Below are 18590 nucleotides of genomic sequence, written 5' to 3' on the forward strand. Positions count from 1 at the left end.
GAATGGTTTGTTTTTACAAGCGCTAACTGAAACGATTCCTGCTTTTAAACAGGAAATTATCCCTGAATTCAAAGGGATAATCCGTACATTACTAAAGAAATATAAAACTAAAAAATCAATCGGTGTGATTGAAGGCGGTATTGGAAAGTACTGTGCGTCTTCTCACGCTCTGGGACAGTTGGCTAAAGCACTAAAATAAAGAGAGTTTAAGGCTGTTTACTGAGGGAGAAAGGCTCAAAGAGCCCATATCCCTCAGTAAACAGCGAAAAACAATAACAGGAAAAAGTGATTCTAGAGATTTCCTACAACAACTTGACACACACTTGCTCTATTTTGGTCTTTTTTTTTATACGAATGAAGTATATCATATTACTTTGGAAAAGGGGCAACTATTTTATTGAATTAGTCTATGTTTAGTTAATTATATTTGAAAATGTAGGTGTTTTTAAACGGAAATTAGCTCCGTATATTTATTTTCAACAGAATGGTATTATGAAATCTATAATAGAATCAACTAAACGATGACAGTTGACTTATTTTAGAAGGAGGAGATAACTATGTTTATTAAGAAAAATAGGAACAAAGATGAGAAATTTCGTAAAATTGAGTTAAGTGATGAAGAAATAGATGAGTTATATAGTGGGAAAGGGTTCTCATGTACAGGTGGGTTTGCTCTTTTATTTCTAATTATTATAGTAATTATCTTTTTATTTTTTGGTTTAAATTATTATTCAATGAGATTCGATATGGATCTATTAGATTTTTTTAGATAATCCAAAAGTAACATAAACTAAATCTTTTACTAATAGGAGATGTGTAGTACTCTGGTTTATAACATAATAGAAATTATAAAAGTGAATGAAAGCTGTTGGAAAGCATGGAGATGAGCATTAGGAACAGTATAAATTGAAAAATCGATAAAGACTTATGATGTTGTTAACTGTCTTTTAATCAATAGTAATGTAGCCTTTCTATCAATTCAAGCTGTACAAGAATCCTTTGGTGTTTTACAGTTTTTTTCTATTTTTATTAATAATTGAGTAATATAGACATTTTTAGTCATCAAAAGAGTAGTCTGCAGATGTTTGTCGAGGATGACTTTTTTATTTGTATATAGATGGTACATAGCTAGTAAGTATAGATACCAAAATTTTAACGAGAGTCTCTATAGGTAAGTTCTATAGTAGACTCTTTTTATTTGTCTATCTATGCAACTCAAATACATATTAATGCAGGTCAGCCAAATTCGATTGAAATGAACTCACCAGCTAGGTAAACTTGATTTATAGCAAAGGAAGGAGGATTTCATGAAGCTTAAACTAGTTGAAGACAAACAATTGGAGGAATCATTAATTGATATTACCTATAATCGTTTCGAACGTAGAATCCAAAGAATTGTAGATATGGTGGAAACCAATAAGGTGCAGTTAGAAGGAAAGATGGATAGTAGTGAATATAAGGTTGAAAGTTTTGATATTTATTACATAGAAAGTGTAGACAACACTTCTTTTCTTTATGCCGAATCAGAAGTATTTGAAAGTAAAGAGAAGTTGTATGCTTTGGAAAACAGATTAAACAATACATCTTTTGTAAGAATTAGTAAAAGTACGCTTCTAAATATGGATTACTTAAAAAGTGTGCAACCAATCAAACATTATCGCTTAGAAGCAAATCTTAAAAATAAGGAAAAATTGATTATTAACCGACACTATGTGAAAGAAGTAAAACAATATTTGAATATATAAAAAGGAGAATGTAGTTATGATTAAACAATTTTTTTCTAATAATATAAATACCATGACGTTTGTTTTCTCGATAGTCATTTTAATTAATGCGCTTTTTGCAGTTTTTAATGCTTCTGAGCTAGGCGGAGCGCAATACACGATTATCTTAATCGCTTTTTTGATTCTGGCTCTTGGTCTGATAACGCATCTCCTTACGTATCTAAACTTCCCATCGGAAATGCTTTTCCATGTGGTGAATTTTATAAGCCAATTTACTTTTATTATATTTATGGGAAGTTTGTTTGGGATGATGGATTTAAGTTTAAAAGGAATGCTGATTAACTTATTTATAGCTTTAGGAATTTATACCTTAAGTGCGAAAAAAAGAAAATATGAATTTGAACAATTGGCAATTGCGATAAATGAAAGGTTATCTGAATAGAAGGTATGACTAACTTGAAATAATAGTTAATAGGTTGAGATAATAGATATATTAGTGAGCAGAATGAATAGGCAGAGAAAAGTCAACTTTATTGCAAAAAATCAATCTAACTTATTTAGCGAAAATGGACTATACTATTTAAAATAGAAGGTGAACATTACGAAAGAGAAGCTATTAAATCTATTGGGTATATTTTTAGTGATAGGGATAATGATACTGTTTTTATTCGTAATACCAGCTTGCCTATATGGATGGAGTATTAGCTTTTTAGGTATAGAGGTTAGGAATATTTGGCAACTGATAATTTTTGTCACTACAATTTTGATCGGCGAGTTCATACTAGACTATTCTATCAACCAAATTCCGCAGATATTGTATGAGTTGGATAAGATAAACAAAATACACCAAGATATTTTAACAGTTGCTGTGAATTATACTACGATTTTCCTGGTAGTTAGTCTATTAGATAGGCTAATGGATGGCGTTTTTGTTCCTTTATCAACGAGAATATTTTTCCCGGTTATTCCTCTTGTCTTTAAAATGCTTTTTCCAGATGAGAAAGGTGGGGATACTTCTTTAGAAGATTTAGACAAAGAACTGATAAGAAAAATAAATAGATTACTTTCAAATTCTTCTGTATTTGAAACCGTAAGAGTAGTTAAACAGGAGTATCCTGAGATGTCACTTTCTAAGATAAAAAGTATCGTTGAGAAAATACATCATGAAGATGAATGCTAAATTTTGATGAAAATATGAAACACAAGATGACTTAATTTGTTATAATCAAACTAGAGTATTATTAATAAATTAGGAGTGGTTGATTATTGATAGAAAGACAATAAAGATAAAGGCTAACGAAGTAGTAAAAAATAATTCTATTACATATGGCTTAATTGTATTTCAGTGGATTATGACCTATGTGTTTTCCCTTATCGTTATAGCACTATTTCCCCAAACAGATTTTATGCAAAGTATAGTTATAATCATTAATGGTTTGATTAGTTCAATGATTGCTTTTTTCATTGCAATAGGCGGGTTAAAAGTGATTAGAGATGAAGACTGGATATCTAAAGAAGAGAAATGGTCACCTTATCACGTCCTAAGATATTTCCCCGCAGCACTGCTTAGTCAGTTATACATTTTTCTATGGACATTATTATTAATTGTTCCAGGCATTATTAAGGCGCTCTCTTACTCTATGCTCCCTTATATACTAAAAGATGATCATTCAGTAAACGCTAAAGAAGCGATTACCCGAAGCCGTGAAATGATGAATGGAAATAAATTGGAGTTATTTATTCTATATATCACCTACTATATCGTTCCTTTTTTACTAGGAGTAGCCGGAGCAATATCTTTAGGGGCATTTCTTTTTCGATTCATATCCCTACTAGGCGGATATGGAGCAGAAACTTCTGCTGGTTCTTCCTTTTTTGGATTCTTTCTTTTGGGAATTGTTCTTTTGATTGCTTCTTTTGTATTCTATCTCCGAAATATAACACGATGTAATATCGCTGTAGCTATTTTTTATGAAACCTTAAAGGAAAAAAGAGACGGAGAATTGAATTTTCCGCATTTTTAAATTTTTAGAAAAATATCCAGCTTTATAAGGCACCTCCTCAAAACACCAGCTAGTCTGCTGAATGAAATGAGGGGGTGTTTTTTCTTATTGATCATTTATATGATATGGATTGTCCATTGAGTAGGCAATTTGTATAATGAGTGAGAGTGACGCATAAACTATATATATAAAACTTACAGACTAAGAGGTGACTTATGCAAATATTAATCGTTGAAGATGATACTACGATCGCTACAGGTTTGGAATATTCTCTTCAGGGAGAAGGATTTAGCACCGTACTCTGTCAAAATGTTGCTTCTGGAAGAAGAGCAATTGAAACAACTGACTTTGATTTGTGTTTGTTGGATATTACCTTACCGGATGGTACAGGATATGAACTATGCAGACAGATTAGAGAAAAAGGCAACTGTCCTGTTATTTTTTTGACTGCACTGGAAGAAGAGGTGAATGTGGTGATGGGACTGGATATGGGAGCAGATGATTATATCACGAAACCTTTCAGACTAAGGGAACTGATCTCCAGAATCCATTCGGTCTTAAGACGTTATCAGAAACCGCAGGAAGATTTAAAGAGGTATAAGATTGGTCAAATCAGAGTGAACAAGCAAGAAGCAAAAGTTTACAAAAACGATCAAGAAGTTGCACTGACGGCACTAGAATACAGACTATTATTAACGTTTATCCAAAATGAAGGCCAAGTTTTGTCTCGTGCACAGTTGCTGGAAGGCATCTGGGACGTTGCCGGAGATTTTGTAAACGATAATACGCTAACGGTCTATATTAAAAGACTTCGGGATAAATTGGAAGAAGAACCTCAAAAACCACAGATCATCAAAACGATCAGAGGACTCGGCTATAAGTTAGGAGACTGATATGTTCAGAAATAAAGGAGTTAAGCGGATGCTACTTATTATGGTGGGCGCTGGTTTGATTGGCATCTTAGTGATTACTTGGATCAACCTGCTTGCAGGTGTTATAGCGCTATTTAGTATGAGCAGTTTGATCGGAATCAGTCTCTATTTTGATCGTCAGCGTTACAAGGAAATCGAATCCTTGTCAGGCTACTTGAGAACGATCAGTAATGGTCAATATTCTCTCGATATAAGAGATAATCAGGAAGGTGAACTGAGTATCTTGAAAAATGAGATCTACAAAGTAACTTTGATGCTGTCCAAACAAAGCGACTATTTAAGTAAAGACAAAAAGCGTTTGGCAGATGCCTTGTCAGATATTTCGCATCAACTGAAAACACCCTTGACCTCGATGCTCGTTATGATCGATCTCTTGAGTCAGCAGAATCTCACTGAAGAAAAACGGATAGAGTTTACTAGTAATATCGAAAAACAGCTAGAAAGAATGGACTGGCTATTAATGTCTTTGCTAAAGTTATCCAAGATTGATGCAGGGACTGCCATTTTTAAAAAAGAAACTGTAGTCGTAGAGGACTTGGTCATCCAGTCGCTCGAACCGCTGCGTATTCCCATCGAATTGAACAATCAGAACCTCCTAATCACAGGTGAAAATACTGTAACTTTCAAGGGAGACCAGCAGTGGACCAGTGAAGCGCTAATCAATATCATAAAGAACTGTATCGAACATACTCCAGCAGAAGGTCGCATCAGTATCTACTACCAAGAGAATCCCCTTTACACAGAAATTATAATTGAAGATACGGGGGAAGGCATTTCAAGAGAAGAACTTCCAAATGTGTTCAAGCGGTTCTATAGAGGTAAGAATGCATCAGAAAATAGTATAGGAATCGGACTAGCAATGGCGCATACAATAATCGAAAACCAGCAAGGATCACTGGATGTGAAGAGTGAGCTTGGCGAAGGAACGCAATTCATTATAAGATTTTATAAAAGCTAAAGTGACTAAACTGTCATAATCGAGTCACTGACGAGTCATGTTAGGTGGGTAAACTAAGGTCATAGAACAAGAGGAGGGCAAAGATATGGAAATCGTAAAGGTTGAACATCTGTCAAAGGAATATGGAAGTGGTGAAACAACTGTAAAAGCACTGGATGACGTATCGTTCGCGATAGATAAAGGAGAATTTGTGGCGATTGTTGGAGCGTCAGGTTCGGGTAAGTCTACTTTGATGCATATGCTTGGTGGAGTAGACCAGCCGACTAGTGGGAAAGTCTGGGTAGAAGATACGGATATCTATGAATTGGATGAAACGCAGTTGGCCATCTTCAGAAGAAGACAGATTGGACTGATTTATCAGTTTTATAATCTGATTCCTGTTTTAAACGTAGAAGAAAATATCTCCCTCCCTTTGTTGCTGGATGGTCATAAGATTGATCAGGAACAGTTTGAGCGAATTATAAAGGCGCTTAAGTTGGAAAAAAGGCGCACCCATCTACCTAATCAATTATCTGGTGGTCAGCAACAGCGCGTCTCTATTGGCCGTGCGCTTGTCAGTAATCCAGCCATTATGTTGGCGGATGAGCCTACGGGAAATCTGGATAGCAAAAATAGTGAAGAAATTATTTCTTTACTCAAACATTTCAATAAGACATTCAGTCAAACACTAGTAATGATCACACATGACGAAGAGATTGCTTTAATGGCGGACCGGATTATAGCGATAGAAGATGGACGTATTATCAGAGATGAGAGGATACGCTCATGACAATCGTTCAAAAATTAGCATTCAAGCAGCTATGGTTGAACAAGAAACGCTCCTTGATCACGGTAATCGGAGTTGTCATCTCTGTTGCCATGATCACAGGTGTAATTACATTGGGTTTGTCTTTTGTAAATCTTTTACAACGTCAAGTCATCGCTAATGAAGGAGAATGGCATTTTTCTTATTCAAACGTCAATGCTGCACAACTGGAGGCAATCGAACAAGATCAGAACCAAAAAGAAATTTTGATTAGTCAGGACGAAGGATACGCGGTGTTTGAAGGAAGTACAAATCCTGACCGTCCTTATTTTCTGGTGAGAAATTATAATAAAGCAGCTTTTGAGACTTTTCCGATTCATTTAAAAGAAGGAAGATTACCTGAACAGTCGAATGAATTACTGATGTCTGATTCTATCAGCAATCAAGATGCTTTCTCGTATAAAATCGGAGATACAATTGAACTCGAATTGGGTCAGAGAGTACCATCAGATGATTCTTCTAGAACACTGACGCAAGAGGATGCATATGTAAACTATGAAGGTGTTACGGAAGAGTTGAAGATTGAGAAATCAGTCGCTTATACAATTGTAGGAACAATGGAGACCCCCTTTTTTGAGAATAGCTGGAATCCAGGTTATGTATTCTTATCCTACAAAGATGAAAGTATGATAACGGGTAATCAAGAAACAGATGCTTACATTGTCATGGATCATCTGGATCAGTCATCTCCAGACTATATTGAAGGTTTTGCAGAAACCCATGGTATCGGGGCAGTTGGTTCGCATGGTAATTTATTGAGATATTATGGTATTCTCTCTCAGGACCGAACACGAAACATGCTGATCACTTTATCAGCCATCGTCATTGTTATTATTGTGATTGGATCCGTCTCGTTGATTTATAACGCCTTTGCCATCTCTGTTTCAGAGCGGTCCAGACAGCTAGGAATGTTATCTAGTATCGGCGCAACGAAACGTCAAAAACGAAACGTAGTCTTTATCGAAGGCGTTTTGATAGGTGCTGTTAGTATCCCCGTTGGAATAGCAGTCGGTTATGCAGGAATTGCATTGACATTTTTGATATTCAATTCATTGATTAAACAGGCGATTGACACCACCGAAAGTTTACATGTGGTCTTTTCTCCATGGACGATCTTGATTGCTTTATTGATTTCTATCGGTACACTGTTTCTTTCGACTTATATACCGGCAAAAAAAGCATCTGAAACGACGGCCATTGAAGCGATTCGTCAGACGCGGATGATTAAACTATCAAATAAAGCGGTTCGTACACCAAAACTAATACGCAAAATAGCTGGCATAGAAGGGGAGCTTGCTTCAAAGAATATTAGAAGAAATCGATCTGGTTACCGGGCAATTATTTTTTCTTTAAGTATCAGTGTCATATTATTTTTAACCATCTCTTATTTTGCAACGAGCCTGACAAAGTCCAACGAATTATTGGAACAAGGTGTTAACTACGACATTGTGGCTACTTTAGAGCAGAGAGGAAAGGATCCAATAAGTCCAGAACTGTATTCTAAACTGACAGGATTGGATGAGATTGATCAAGTAGCAGCAGTCAGCTGGATTTCGGGTACTTCATGGATTGAGGAGGACAAAATCGCTGAAGAACTCGTTGGCTATGGACAGCTGGAAGATGGAAAATATCCATACGGCCTAACGATTTATGGACTGGATAACAAAACGATGAAAAGCTACGCAGCGGCTAACGATGTGGCATACGAGTCGATGACGAATACAGAAGACACGTTGATGATTGTTCAGCAAACCATACAATATTTAACAGAAGATGGAGAAGAAAATATAGTTGAAACAAAAGCACTGAACGCAGAAGTAAACGATGAAATAGTACCTGAATTTTACGACCTTGATACGGATAGCAACTTCAACCTACCTGCTTTAAAAATTGCTGCTTTGGCGGATACCTCACCAATAGGTATTTCAAACACTGTCTCGTTGGGAATGTTGAACGTATTCGTTTCAGAAGACGTCTTCAACGCTTTAATAGACAATGAACAAGTGGAAGGTGATTTAGTCGAACGAGCTGTTTATTATCAAAGTGATCAGGCGCAATTACTCGAAAATAAATTAGAAGATATCCAAAAAGATTCAGGAGACACGAGTTTTTCTATATACAATAGACAAAGAGCAAAACAAAGAGGAGAACAAATTATTCTCTTAGGTTATGTTTTCTCAAATGCCTTTGTGATTCTGATTACGCTGATCTGTATCGCTACGATCTTTAACACGATCTCTACGAGTATCTCGCTCAGAAAAAGAGAATTTGCAATGTTAAGATCAATGGGGATGACGCCGAAAAGTTTTACAAAGATGATTCAACTGGAAAGTATATTCTATGGATTAAAAGCACTTGCGTATGGATTGCCGCTCAGCTTCTTGATGATTTATATTATTTACCGGGTATGGAGAACTAGATTCCAATTTGCATTTGAAATTCCATGGGTCGCTATGGTCATAGCAATAATCAGTGTATTTGTAATCGTTGGACTCTCCATGATCTATTCAAGCCATAAAATTAAAAAAGACACTATCATAGATGGGTTGAAAGAAGAGAATATTTAATCGAGTAATAGAAAATAGATAATCAAAGGACGACCATTTCATCTTTACGAAACCTGAAGACTTTACGTGACATGTGTCATGTGAAATCTTCAGGTTCTTTGTACTTGTAAAATTAAATAATAACTGTCTTATTGAATTCAACACTCGCTTATTCTCCGATGGTTAATTCCGGTGATATAAATAGTTCATTTTGTCTATTCAGGAATTCCCCGTTTACCTATATTGATACATAAACCTTTCCATATAATAAATAAAAGTTTGACTATAGAATCCCGGAAAGTACAAATCACTAGCATGTTCCCCGTAAGGCATACGGATGATCGCAATTTCTGAGTTGTCATTCTCTGTATAAGCGTCTTTAAAGTTCTCCGCTACTAGTGGATCAACGATTGTGTCATGTTGACCTTGATAGACTAAAGCAGGTGGACTATCTTTCTCTACAAGTAAGGCAGGATCAACTAATTCTTCTTCTCCGGTAATGTCCTGATATCCAGCTAGACCGTTTGCGGGATAAATCGGAATGATCCCATTCACAGTCAGCCTCTCGTCTAATAGTTTAGTATACTCGCCACTAGACAACCCTAGGGCCACTGCATTCGCCAGATGTCCTCCCGCCGAACCGCCTGAAATGAATACTGAGTCTATATTCGCAGCATATTCTTCATGATGATCTGCCAGATACGTTGTGAAAATCCCTAAATGACGTACCATATCATCGATTGAAAAATTACCAGAAACTTCATCAGGAACAGTAGAGAATTTAACAAATTGATCTTGGTCGTTCAAACCGTATTGTAGATCAAAAACGATGTATCCCTGCGCAGCAAAATACTTATTTATCTGTGCAAAGTTTTCAGCGCCTTTATCACCTGTATTCCATCCGCCCCCATGAATTCTAATTAAGGTAGATCCTTTTCCTGGTAGCTGTTTTGCGTCTGTCGGAGGCGTATAGGCATCGAATCTTAGTTCCAATCCTGCATCGACCCCCTCTGTTCCTTCGTAAAATAAGACATCTTCAGTGACGTTATAATCTGTTGAGGGAATACCAAAGAAATAAGCCGGAATTGAAACTGGACTACTCATAAATTGAGGATTGTTTTCTCCAATCGTATGCCATTCTTGACCGAATGCTTTAGTATAGTCAGTTTCTGATTCATTGAATAGTGATGGAAGCGTCACTAAAGGTAAACTGAAAACAGCAAATAGAGATAAGCCGCAAAATAAAACCAGAAGTCCGTATATGGATCGCAATTTGAGCCTAGAAATTTTCAATAAAATGCCTGCAACACTTAGAAAAATAAATCCATAAAATAAGCTATACTGAGAAATAAGAACTTGTAATAAGCCTATATCTATACCTGTAACCATGGAGAAGGCTAAAAAAGCGCCGCCTAGTAAAAATAATCCTAGTATAATTGTCAGAACAAGTTTAGCAACTTCTTTTGCTTTATTTTGAGATTGATAGCGTGAAAAAGAGAGTCTATCAGCGGATCTAGTGGTATGTTGAAACGGCGCACGAGTGATTACAGCGCCTAAAATCATCATCAGAAAAAGAATAACAATTGAGAACAAACTTCTGGATGATTCATTTGTAGGAGATAGAGAAGCAATGGTGTTCGATAACATCACAGCTACCATTCCCAAGCTGGACAATATAAGATAAGTCATATCTAACTTTTTAAAACGGCTTCCGATTATGCTGGCAAGAATATTACCAGTCAACGTAATAATCAACAAGAATCCATAACTATTCAAAAAGATAGGATTAAAGGGAAAGAGCAGATAAGCAATACTAAGTAAAAATAAAATGATATTCAAAACAAATAGGGACTTAAAAAAAAGTTTCATAATTTCACTCCACGGTCTGATGATTAAGCTGAAATCATCTAAAAGATTTATTACTTAGTCTATTGTATTCAATAAAATAATAAGTTGCAATGTTGACGTAATTCGCTTTTTTCTTTTTGAATTATAAAAGAGGGTAAAAAATCTTGAAATAAGTCATATCTTGTAACAACCCATTACTAAGAGTGGAAAAGTTTAACCTAGTGATTATTCAACATGGTCGATTTGATTAATCATTTTTCTCTGTTAATATAAGCTTTAATACTATCTTAAAAAGATATCTAGTCATTTTTAGAACGAAAGATTTTTTAATTAGTCTTGGAAGTATTGGTGGACAACTAATCCATTAAACCATTTAAATAAAGAGAATGTCATAATTTTTGCAAAACTGGGAGGAAGCTTAAATGTCATTGATTGTCAGAACGGGACCGCAGGAATATGAATGTCAAATTGGTGTATTATCGACGTTAAATGAAAGGCTGATATCGCATGGATATAAAAAGGTGTTATTGATCCATGGAGAAGCTTCGTGGCGAGTCGCACAACCTTATCTTTCAAATTTTTTGGAAAATGGAACCCCTTCTTCAACTTTAAGTTTATTTAACGGGGAATGTACATATGCTGAAGTCGATCGGATTGCTTTGTTGGCTCAAGAGATAGGTGCGGATGTCATTATGGGGGTTGGCGGTGGGAAACTTTGTGACACAGTCAAATATGCAGCAGTAAAAGTAACAGGCATTCAATCTGTTTTGATACCAACATTAGCCAGTAACTGCGCCCCATGGACACCACTTAGTGTAATGTACAACGAAGAAGACGTTTGTCTGGGGTTCGATATCCATAATGAACAAGTGAGTATACTTTTGATTGATCCAGAGCTAATTATGGGTTCCCCTGTTAAGTATTTTACTGCAGGAATTGCAGATACGTTAGCAAAATGGTACGAGTCAGATATGATTTTATCTCAGCCAGAACACCAAGCTAATGCATTTTTGTTGATGGCTCGAGCAGCGGCGCTGAATTGTAGGGATAGTATTGTTCAATCTGGGGTTCAGGCAGTTTCAGATTTGAGGTCACAATTACTGACACCAGCATTTATACAAATAGTTGAGACCATTATTGCGATAAGCGGACTAGTTGGTGGGTTAGGAGATCAATTTGCTCGAACGACAATTGGCCATGCGGTCCATGATAAAATCACGATTTTTCCAGAATCGCACGATTATCTGCATGGGGAAAAGGTTGCTTATGGGGTTATGGTTCAGCTCGCTTTTGAAGGTAAATGGAGTGAAATTGATCAGCTGATGATGTTTTACGATGAACTGGTTTTACCAAAATCACTGGTAGATTTAAAACTGGGTCATTTAACTGAACAGCAAGTTGCAGATTTTGCAAATGAAATTGTTCACGATAATGCGCTCGTTAGTTCTGGCTATGTTGTAACACAAGAAGGTCTCTGTCAGGCTATGAATACGTTGGAGACATATATAAAAGTGAAATCGGCAGGATAAGTCAGTGGTTAGTTTAAAGAAGGATAAAAATATACTGGAAGCAGTATTGCTGTCAGTGCTGTCTATCAGCTGAGCAAGGGCAAGATTACACAAAAGTAAAGAGGCCCAAACTATGAGAATTGTAAGCATAGTTTGGGGCTCTTTTAATTCCTTAGGCTAACTAGAGAAAGATAGAAACAAGTAATTATTAACGTAGCGCGGAACCTGTTTTTTGATGGATTTACTTAAAAGAATGTTAAGAACGTCAAGGGGAAAAAGAGTATCAGCATAAATTTAAGATATAAATGACTTTATATCCTCTATGACCTGAGCACAATTCAGCGAACTCTGCAAAGGCATCTTATGACTTTCAATGCGATTGTTTTCTAAACAGAACATTGCCTCTTTTATTTCACTTGAAAAGTCATCTCCTTCAAAGGGGGATTCATAACGATGAGGGGACTGACCATCCAGCTGAACAGTATAGCTTGTAGGTCTATGAAAATTCTCAACAGTGATTGTTCCTAATTCGCCAATAATCGTTGCTAGAGCAGGCTTATTTCTATCAAAAGCAGTCTCTATCTGAACAGTTAGATTGTTTGTTTTTAGAGTAGCATTAACATAAGTTTCGATAGCATAAGACCCTTTCTCATAATCAACCTGTTCTACCGTTAAAGGTTCATGAATAAGCCCATCTAAGAATCCAATATTATATATCCCTAAGTCTAGCAAACAGCCGCCTTGTTCTGGCAAATAATGGTAAGTAGTATGCTCTATAGGAATCTCTTTACACAGCGAGGATGATAAAGATGTTAATTCACCAATTGTTCCTTGTTGAATGACTTCTTTAATATGATCATATACTGGAACATATCTATTCTTCATTGCCTCCATGAAAAGAACCCCTTGTTGCTGAGCGATCGTTTTGATTTCTTGCATTTGTTGGGCATTCATTGTCGCGGGTTTCTCGCAAAGAACGCTTTTGTGATTTAATAAGGCTGCTTTAACCCACTCATAGTGATATTTATGGGGTAATGACAAATAAATAATTTGAACATTTTCGTCTTTGATGAGCTGATTGTAGTTATCATATATTTTTTCACAGCTAAATTTCTCCTGAAAAGCCTCTGCTTTTTCTAAAGTTCGGTTTGCAATAGCGTATAGACTTCCAGATTCAGTTTTACTCAAACTTTCAGCGAACCTATGGGCGATATTTCCGGCGCCCATTATACCCCATTTGATCATATAAATTCCTCCTACTCTCTTTTAACGCTTTCAATACCTAAAAGTATACCACGGATAGTTTTTGCGCAATTTAAATTTTTTATTTTACAATTTTACGATGGTATATAAAGGATTTAAGAAGATATGCTGCATTAGATCTCGCCGCAATTATGGTAAAAAAGAATTCAAGTAGGGAATTAGAGTAATAGCTAAAAAAAAATTGATTTTAAATCACCTATATAAATGATTATCAAGACAAAATGTAAGCGCTGTTGATTTTGGTTAGATGCCTATGTTACACTTAGGTTACATAGAAATGGAATGCTACCCGTACGGGGCATAACCTAGATTTATCTCGAGGCTTACTCGGGATGAGTTTAGGTTTTTTATTTAAAGGAGGAGAAAATAGATGTACAAAAGAACAATGAAGATGGGCTTAAGCTTCGCATTGGCAGGATTTGTGCTGAGTGCGGGGAACACTTCTGGAGAAAATCATTGGAAGACACCAAAAGATTCAGAACCTTGGTTAGACAATGGACAGAGTGGACAGAAGAAAATAAAGAAACGTTATTTTTGAATGCCGACCAGTCGAGTGCAAAAGCAAAACTAGGACAAATCGATTATACTTATACAGATATCTTGAGTGCTATTGAAGCAGATACCACGATCAGTGAGGAAGAAAAAGAAGCACTAATTTCTGAAGTATTGAACAACCGCTGGTTCAGTGATAAGTTAGATGAAAAACAGGATAACCTTTCTGATTTCGATAAATAAATATTAGCGAGAATAGGGAGACGACTTTGATGATTATCAGAGTCGTCTTTTATAAGGATAGATCAAATAATTAGAAACAAAGATTGATTATTTAATTTTATTGGTTAAATACAATACGATAGAAAGAGAAAGGCAATAAGCCATAAAACCGATAATCATATTAGGCCACAAATCACTAAGATCATGACCAAAGAACATTAGAAGAATAGCTGCGATTCCCCATCCTAATATACTGGCAAATATAATACTATAAAGGTTGAATTTCTATTTATTCAACAATTCCCCTCCTATATAAATAATGCTGTTTACAAATCTTATTATAAATATTAGTATTTCGATTTTAAAGGAATGTTTATAAGGTCGAATAGAGGGAACGGATTAGTTTCTCTTTTTGAACAAAGTAAGCCGACAAGAGTGAACTGGATTAATTTTTACCTATAAATATTATTGTTATACTGAAAAACGTCAGAAATCAGTGATTATGCTGACTTCTGACGTTTTTACCATTTAATGATCTTCTTTTTCTTTCTTGCTAACAGTACTGGATGAATCTTTTGATCTTGATCTTTCTTCTTCAACCAGTTTTTCGGCAACGGCTTCTACCAGGGCCTCATCCTGCACTCTAGTTTGAATCACTTCACTGATGATGTGGTGATCAGTGACTTTTTGTAGCTTTTGTTTAACTGCACGTTCAATTAGAAATTCCTGTCTCAAACCTAAATACAGAGAATAAATCATTGCCAAAAGAATGAGTGTGAAAGGCAACCCGGTAATAACTGAAGCTGTCTGTAAAGCAGACAGACCTCCGCCAACTAGTAAAGTTGCTGCTACGACACCTTCCATGACCGCCCAAAAAATTCGCTGTGGCACCGGGGAATCAAGTTTTCCTCCAGAAGTTAAATGATCAACGACTAAAGAACCTGAATCTGAAGAAGTAACGAAAAATACGGTAACCAGTATAATCCCTACAAAAGATAAAATTCCCGTTAAGGGCAGATTTTCCAGAAGAGAGAATAAGGCGAGTGATTCATCTATATTGACGACGCTCATCAGATCACCAATACCATTCATCTCTTGAAAGATAGCTGTTCCACCGAATACGCTCATCCAGAGAAATGAGACAGTAGTTGGAATAATAATAACTCCTACGATGAACTCTTTTATCGTACGTCCCTTTGAAACACGTGCGATAAACATACCAACAAATGGTGACCAGGAAATCCACCAAGCCCAGTAGAAGACTGTCCAGGTACCTTGCCAATTACTATTTTGGAAGGTCTCAGTCCAAAGACTCATTTCAACGAAATTAGCCATGTAATATCCTAGATTTTGAGTGAAACCACTTAAAATATAAACCGTTGGCCCAGCTACCAGTACGAAAACTAGGAAAACACCAGCCAATATCATATTGATTTCACTTAATCGTTTGACTCCACCATCTAGACCCAAAACTACTGAAATAGTAGCAAAGCCAGTTATAACGGCGATCAAGATAACTTGTGTGGTTGGATTAATACCGATACCAAATAAATAATTTAAACCAGCATTGACTTGTGCGACTCCTAATCCGAGTGAAGTTGCCAGTCCCATAAGTGTAGCTAGGACAGATAGGATATCTATAAGATTTCCCCAAAAACCGTAGATTTTATTTCCAATCAGCGGATAAAATAGAGATCGTATGGTTAAAGGTAATCCTTTATTATAAGAAAAGAATGCCAGCCCAAGTCCTACGATGGCATAGATTGCCCATGGATGAATGCCCCAGTGGAAGAAAGTTGAAGCCATAGCAGCTTGAGCAGCACTAGCTGAATTAGGTTCCACCGCATTAAACATAGGAGAGGGAGTGCCTAAATGAGTAATAGGTTCCGCTACACTCCAGAATAATAGACCAATACCCATTCCGGCACTCAATAACATGGCATACCAGGAAAAACGAGAGAATTCTGGTTTAGCTTTTTTACCACCTATGACGATGGAGCCATACCGACTGAAAGCAAAGTAAAGCGCGGCAATAATAAAAACATTTGCAGAAAGAATCATAAACCAACCAGTCGTGTTAGAAATAATATCAAGGGTATTATTAAAAAATCCTTGTGCTTGTTGAGGGAACAAAAGTGTTATCGAAATAAAAATAGCTAGTATAATTGAAGAAGGAATGGTCACTTCAGGATGGATGTCAAATCCATAGCCTTTCCAGTTTCGTTCTCCGACTTCTTCGCGGCCTTCTTCATCAAAAAGTGATACAGTCGGTCTAATTTGAAGTCCTTTAAAACGTTCTCTCTGTTTGATTGCTTCTTTCCGAGCTTCTACTTCTTCTTTTCGGAGTTTTTTAGCTAATAGTCTTTCCGACTCAAGTTTTCTATCGAACTCCGTTTCTTCACGAGGCGATCTCTTCTTTCTGTCAGGCTTTTTCTTTTTGTCCAATTCATATCATTCCTTTCTTGATTTGCAGTGGGAGAGGAGGAATCTTTATTAAATAGTTATGCTTAAGGGGGACTTCTCTTACTCCTCACATATAAGTAAAGCCATTAGGTGCCCATCTTTTCTATATTACCATGTTGACAACTTACTTTCATTTAACATAGAAGAATAGTTTTATTTTCTAAATAAATCATTTCCTCGCAGATAAGATAGATGATAGTTGAGTCGCTAAAAATTTAGCTATTAGGTTTCTAGATATTTTATTATATTGTATGAAAGACTTGTGTGAACGGGAATAATATTACAAAAATAAGAAAAATAATATGAATTCATCTTGTTTCTTACAAGGGGTATAATAAAAAGTCTTCACGATTCTCTGTAAAAAATCGTGAAGACTTTTTATCTGTAGTAAATTAAACGACAGTTGCTCCAAGTGAATTCTTAAAATGTTCCAGAGCCCATTCGTGTCCGACTTGATTAAAACTTGCGACAGCCTTTTGATGAACGATGATTGTGAACCCTTTGTTGTAAGCATCCACTGCTGTGTGCAATACACATATATCTGTACAGACACCTACTAGATGAATCTCAGTAATTGCTCGCTCCCTCAATTTCATTTCTAAATCTGTTCCATTGAATGCACTGTATCGTCTTTTGTCAGCATAGTAAACCGTATCTGCATTTTTAATTTCTTGATAATAAGATTCTAGTTCGCCATACAGTAAACGACCATCTGTTCCTTCTATATTATGAGGAGGGAACAGTTCGGTTTCTGGATGGTAAGGATCGTTTTTAGTGTGCTTATCAATTGTAAAAGCCACAAATTCGCCAGCTTCATAGAATTCTTTTGTTAAGGATAAAATCTTATCGTGAATATCCTGCCCAGGTTTCCCACATGTCAGTGTACCGTCTTCAGCAACAAAATCATTTGTATAATCAATGTTAATCAATGCTTTCATATTCTATCAGTATCCTTTCTGGTAACCACTCATATAATAGTTTATTTATAGTTAGAGTATCAAAAGTTGAAGATAAAGCAAGTCTTTCCTACATTATAGTGAGTCATCGGGCTATCTCTCATCAATAATAAAGAACTTTCTGATCATACATACTAGAGATTTTTTGGTTATTCTGTTCAATATATAAGTAGTGTCAGCATTTTATAGAATTCAATATTTTAAAGCACTTTTTAAAGTCTTTTAAAAATGATATAATAGAATTAAAATTAAAAAAAAGGAGATATGATGGCTATTGAAATGATTAGGAATATACCAAAGGGCTCTATTTCAGATGTGAAAAAAAGTCCTATGGATATTTTTAAGAAATCCGAAGAATTAAAACAAGGTGTATATATTTTGAATCGGGATAATGTTGCGGGCGTTATGATTTCGAAACAACAGTATGAAGGGCTATTAGATTTGATTGAAGAGTTAGAAGAAAAGGTATTGGAAACTAAAGTTGCTGAGCGGTTAGCTCGATACGATACACAAGAAAGTCCTGAAACCTATACAGTCGAAGAAGTATTTGGGAAAACATTAATGGAAATGCAGTTTGATCCTGATGAAGAAGATGAGTGGAAATAAATGGTATATAAAGTTGAGTTTATTGAAGAGGCTATTCAGGATTTTAAAAAGTTAGACAGATCGCAACAGATTTTAATAAGAAAATCGATTTTGAAAATTGAAAAATATGGTATGCAGGTTGGTGAAGCTCTAAGAGGAGAGCTTGCAGGTTGTAGAAAGCTAAAACATAAAAAAGCAGGTTTAAGAGTTGTTTTCAGAGAGACGAAAAAGGTTTGGAGATTATTCAAATTCTAGCAATCGGTAAGAGAAGTGATAAAGAAGTGT

At 35.9% G+C, this 18590-nt stretch carries 19 protein-coding genes; 15 read left to right on the plus strand and 4 right to left on the minus strand.

All coding sequences use genetic code 11. The features are described 5' to 3' along the window. The 10 genes from BLT22_RS12270 to BLT22_RS01140 all read left to right on the plus strand — a co-directional run. Positions 1–199 (plus strand): hypothetical protein (locus tag BLT22_RS12270; protein WP_218127221.1); only part of this gene is annotated, 199 nt, incomplete at its 5' end. A gap of 358 nt (positions 200–557) precedes the next feature. Beyond that, complete coding sequence (locus tag BLT22_RS01100) at positions 558–773, plus strand: hypothetical protein (RefSeq protein ID WP_091759702.1); 216 nt, start codon at positions 558–560, stop codon at positions 771–773. 534 nt (positions 774–1307) lie between these two features. Beyond that, a complete protein-coding gene (locus BLT22_RS01105; protein WP_091759709.1) occupies positions 1308–1745 on the plus strand; it encodes a LytTR family DNA-binding domain-containing protein in 438 nt (145 codons plus the stop codon). 16 nt (positions 1746–1761) lie between these two features. Continuing rightward, a complete protein-coding gene (locus BLT22_RS01110; RefSeq protein WP_091759714.1) occupies positions 1762–2166 on the plus strand; it encodes a hypothetical protein in 405 nt (134 codons plus the stop codon). A 198-nt stretch (positions 2167–2364) separates the two neighbouring features. Continuing rightward, complete coding sequence (locus BLT22_RS01115) at positions 2365–2904, plus strand: YrvL family regulatory protein (RefSeq protein ID WP_220727608.1); 540 nt, start codon at positions 2365–2367, stop codon at positions 2902–2904. A 79-nt stretch (positions 2905–2983) separates the two neighbouring features. After that, positions 2984–3748, plus strand: a complete 765-nt coding sequence (locus tag BLT22_RS01120) for a DUF975 family protein (RefSeq protein WP_091759722.1) — start codon at positions 2984–2986, stop codon at positions 3746–3748. Between the two features lie 194 nt (positions 3749–3942). Further along, positions 3943–4620: a response regulator transcription factor gene (locus BLT22_RS01125; protein ID WP_091759725.1), complete on the plus strand. Its 678-nt coding sequence runs from the start codon at positions 3943–3945 to the stop codon at positions 4618–4620. Position 4621: 1 nt separating this feature from the next. Further along, complete coding sequence (locus BLT22_RS01130; RefSeq protein WP_091759728.1) at positions 4622–5617, plus strand: sensor histidine kinase; 996 nt, start codon at positions 4622–4624, stop codon at positions 5615–5617. A gap of 85 nt (positions 5618–5702) precedes the next feature. Continuing rightward, positions 5703–6386 carry an ABC transporter ATP-binding protein gene (locus tag BLT22_RS01135; RefSeq protein ID WP_091759730.1) on the plus strand — a complete coding sequence of 228 codons (684 nt, stop codon included), beginning with the start codon at positions 5703–5705 and terminating at the stop codon, positions 6384–6386. Beyond that, on the plus strand, positions 6383–8989 hold the full coding sequence (locus BLT22_RS01140) for an ABC transporter permease (RefSeq protein ID WP_091759733.1): 2607 nt from the start codon (positions 6383–6385) through the stop codon (positions 8987–8989). Before BLT22_RS01135 ends, BLT22_RS01140 begins: the two co-directional genes overlap by 4 nt. 213 nt (positions 8990–9202) lie before the next feature. Here BLT22_RS01140 and BLT22_RS01145 read toward each other — a convergent pair whose 3' ends face one another. Next, positions 9203–10837: an alpha/beta hydrolase gene (locus tag BLT22_RS01145; RefSeq protein WP_091759736.1), complete on the minus strand. Its 1635-nt coding sequence runs from the start codon at positions 10835–10837 to the stop codon at positions 9203–9205. 401 nt (positions 10838–11238) lie between these two features. Here BLT22_RS01145 and BLT22_RS01150 point away from each other — a divergent pair, with 401 nt between their 5' ends. Continuing rightward, positions 11239–12345 (plus strand): iron-containing alcohol dehydrogenase family protein, encoded by a 1107-nt coding sequence (locus tag BLT22_RS01150; RefSeq protein WP_091759739.1) that lies wholly within the window; start codon positions 11239–11241, stop codon positions 12343–12345. 273 nt (positions 12346–12618) lie between these two features. On the opposite strand, the gene BLT22_RS01155 is transcribed toward BLT22_RS01150, so the two are convergent. After that, positions 12619–13569: a Gfo/Idh/MocA family protein gene (locus BLT22_RS01155; protein WP_091759742.1), complete on the minus strand. Its 951-nt coding sequence runs from the start codon at positions 13567–13569 to the stop codon at positions 12619–12621. 388 nt (positions 13570–13957) lie between these two features. Here BLT22_RS01155 and BLT22_RS12275 point away from each other — a divergent pair, with 388 nt between their 5' ends. Then, positions 13958–14125 (plus strand): hypothetical protein, encoded by a 168-nt coding sequence (locus BLT22_RS12275; protein ID WP_176935261.1) that lies wholly within the window; start codon positions 13958–13960, stop codon positions 14123–14125. Beyond that, entirely contained in the window at positions 14071–14322 is a 252-nt protein-coding gene (locus tag BLT22_RS01160; RefSeq protein ID WP_143020610.1) for a hypothetical protein, read from the plus strand. Before BLT22_RS12275 ends, BLT22_RS01160 begins: the two co-directional genes overlap by 55 nt. A 507-nt stretch (positions 14323–14829) precedes the next feature. On the opposite strand, the gene BLT22_RS01165 is transcribed toward BLT22_RS01160, so the two are convergent. Both BLT22_RS01165 and BLT22_RS01170 read right to left on the minus strand, forming a co-directional pair. Beyond that, on the minus strand, positions 14830–16746 hold the full coding sequence (locus BLT22_RS01165) for a BCCT family transporter (protein WP_091759747.1): 1917 nt from the start codon (positions 16744–16746) through the stop codon (positions 14830–14832). A 410-nt stretch (positions 16747–17156) separates the two neighbouring features. Further along, complete coding sequence (locus BLT22_RS01170; RefSeq protein WP_091759750.1) at positions 17157–17702, minus strand: cysteine hydrolase family protein; 546 nt, start codon at positions 17700–17702, stop codon at positions 17157–17159. Positions 17703–17987: 285 nt separating this feature from the next. Here BLT22_RS01170 and BLT22_RS01175 point away from each other — a divergent pair, with 285 nt between their 5' ends. Next, a complete protein-coding gene (locus BLT22_RS01175) occupies positions 17988–18326 on the plus strand; it encodes a hypothetical protein (protein ID WP_218127222.1) in 339 nt (112 codons plus the stop codon). Beyond that, positions 18327–18560 carry a type II toxin-antitoxin system RelE family toxin gene (locus tag BLT22_RS01180; protein WP_307723861.1) on the plus strand — a complete coding sequence of 78 codons (234 nt, stop codon included), beginning with the start codon at positions 18327–18329 and terminating at the stop codon, positions 18558–18560. It begins immediately after the preceding gene. Positions 18561–18590: the final 30 nt, after the last annotated feature.

The organism is Marinilactibacillus psychrotolerans (assembly GCF_900101525.1).
GTDB classification, from domain to species: Bacteria; Bacillota; Bacilli; order Lactobacillales; family Carnobacteriaceae_A; genus Marinilactibacillus; species Marinilactibacillus psychrotolerans.

Bases quoted from the DNA above. Each gene is read 5' to 3' on its own strand.
- BLT22_RS01100 (WP_091759702.1), top strand. From the start codon at position 558: ATGTTTATTAAGAAAAATAGGAACAAAGATGAGAAATTTCGTAAAATT.
- BLT22_RS01105 (WP_091759709.1), top strand. From the start codon at position 1,308: ATGAAGCTTAAACTAGTTGAAGACAAACAATTGGAGGAATCATTAATT.
- BLT22_RS01110 (WP_091759714.1), top strand. From the start codon at position 1,762: ATGATTAAACAATTTTTTTCTAATAATATAAATACCATGACGTTTGTT.
- BLT22_RS01125 (WP_091759725.1), top strand. From the start codon at position 3,943: ATGCAAATATTAATCGTTGAAGATGATACTACGATCGCTACAGGTTTG.
- BLT22_RS01130 (WP_091759728.1), top strand. From the start codon at position 4,622: ATGTTCAGAAATAAAGGAGTTAAGCGGATGCTACTTATTATGGTGGGC.
- BLT22_RS01135 (WP_091759730.1), top strand. From the start codon at position 5,703: ATGGAAATCGTAAAGGTTGAACATCTGTCAAAGGAATATGGAAGTGGT.
- BLT22_RS01140 (WP_091759733.1), top strand. From the start codon at position 6,383: ATGACAATCGTTCAAAAATTAGCATTCAAGCAGCTATGGTTGAACAAG.
- BLT22_RS01145 (WP_091759736.1), bottom strand. From the start codon at position 10,837: ATGAAACTTTTTTTTAAGTCCCTATTTGTTTTGAATATCATTTTATTT.
- BLT22_RS01150 (WP_091759739.1), top strand. From the start codon at position 11,239: ATGTCATTGATTGTCAGAACGGGACCGCAGGAATATGAATGTCAAATT.
- BLT22_RS01155 (WP_091759742.1), bottom strand. From the start codon at position 13,569: ATGATCAAATGGGGTATAATGGGCGCCGGAAATATCGCCCATAGGTTC.
- BLT22_RS12275 (WP_176935261.1), top strand. From the start codon at position 13,958: ATGTACAAAAGAACAATGAAGATGGGCTTAAGCTTCGCATTGGCAGGA.
- BLT22_RS01170 (WP_091759750.1), bottom strand. From the start codon at position 17,702: ATGAAAGCATTGATTAACATTGATTATACAAATGATTTTGTTGCTGAA.
- BLT22_RS01175 (WP_218127222.1), top strand. From the start codon at position 17,988: ATGGCTATTGAAATGATTAGGAATATACCAAAGGGCTCTATTTCAGAT.
- BLT22_RS01180 (WP_307723861.1), top strand. From the start codon at position 18,327: ATGGTATATAAAGTTGAGTTTATTGAAGAGGCTATTCAGGATTTTAAA.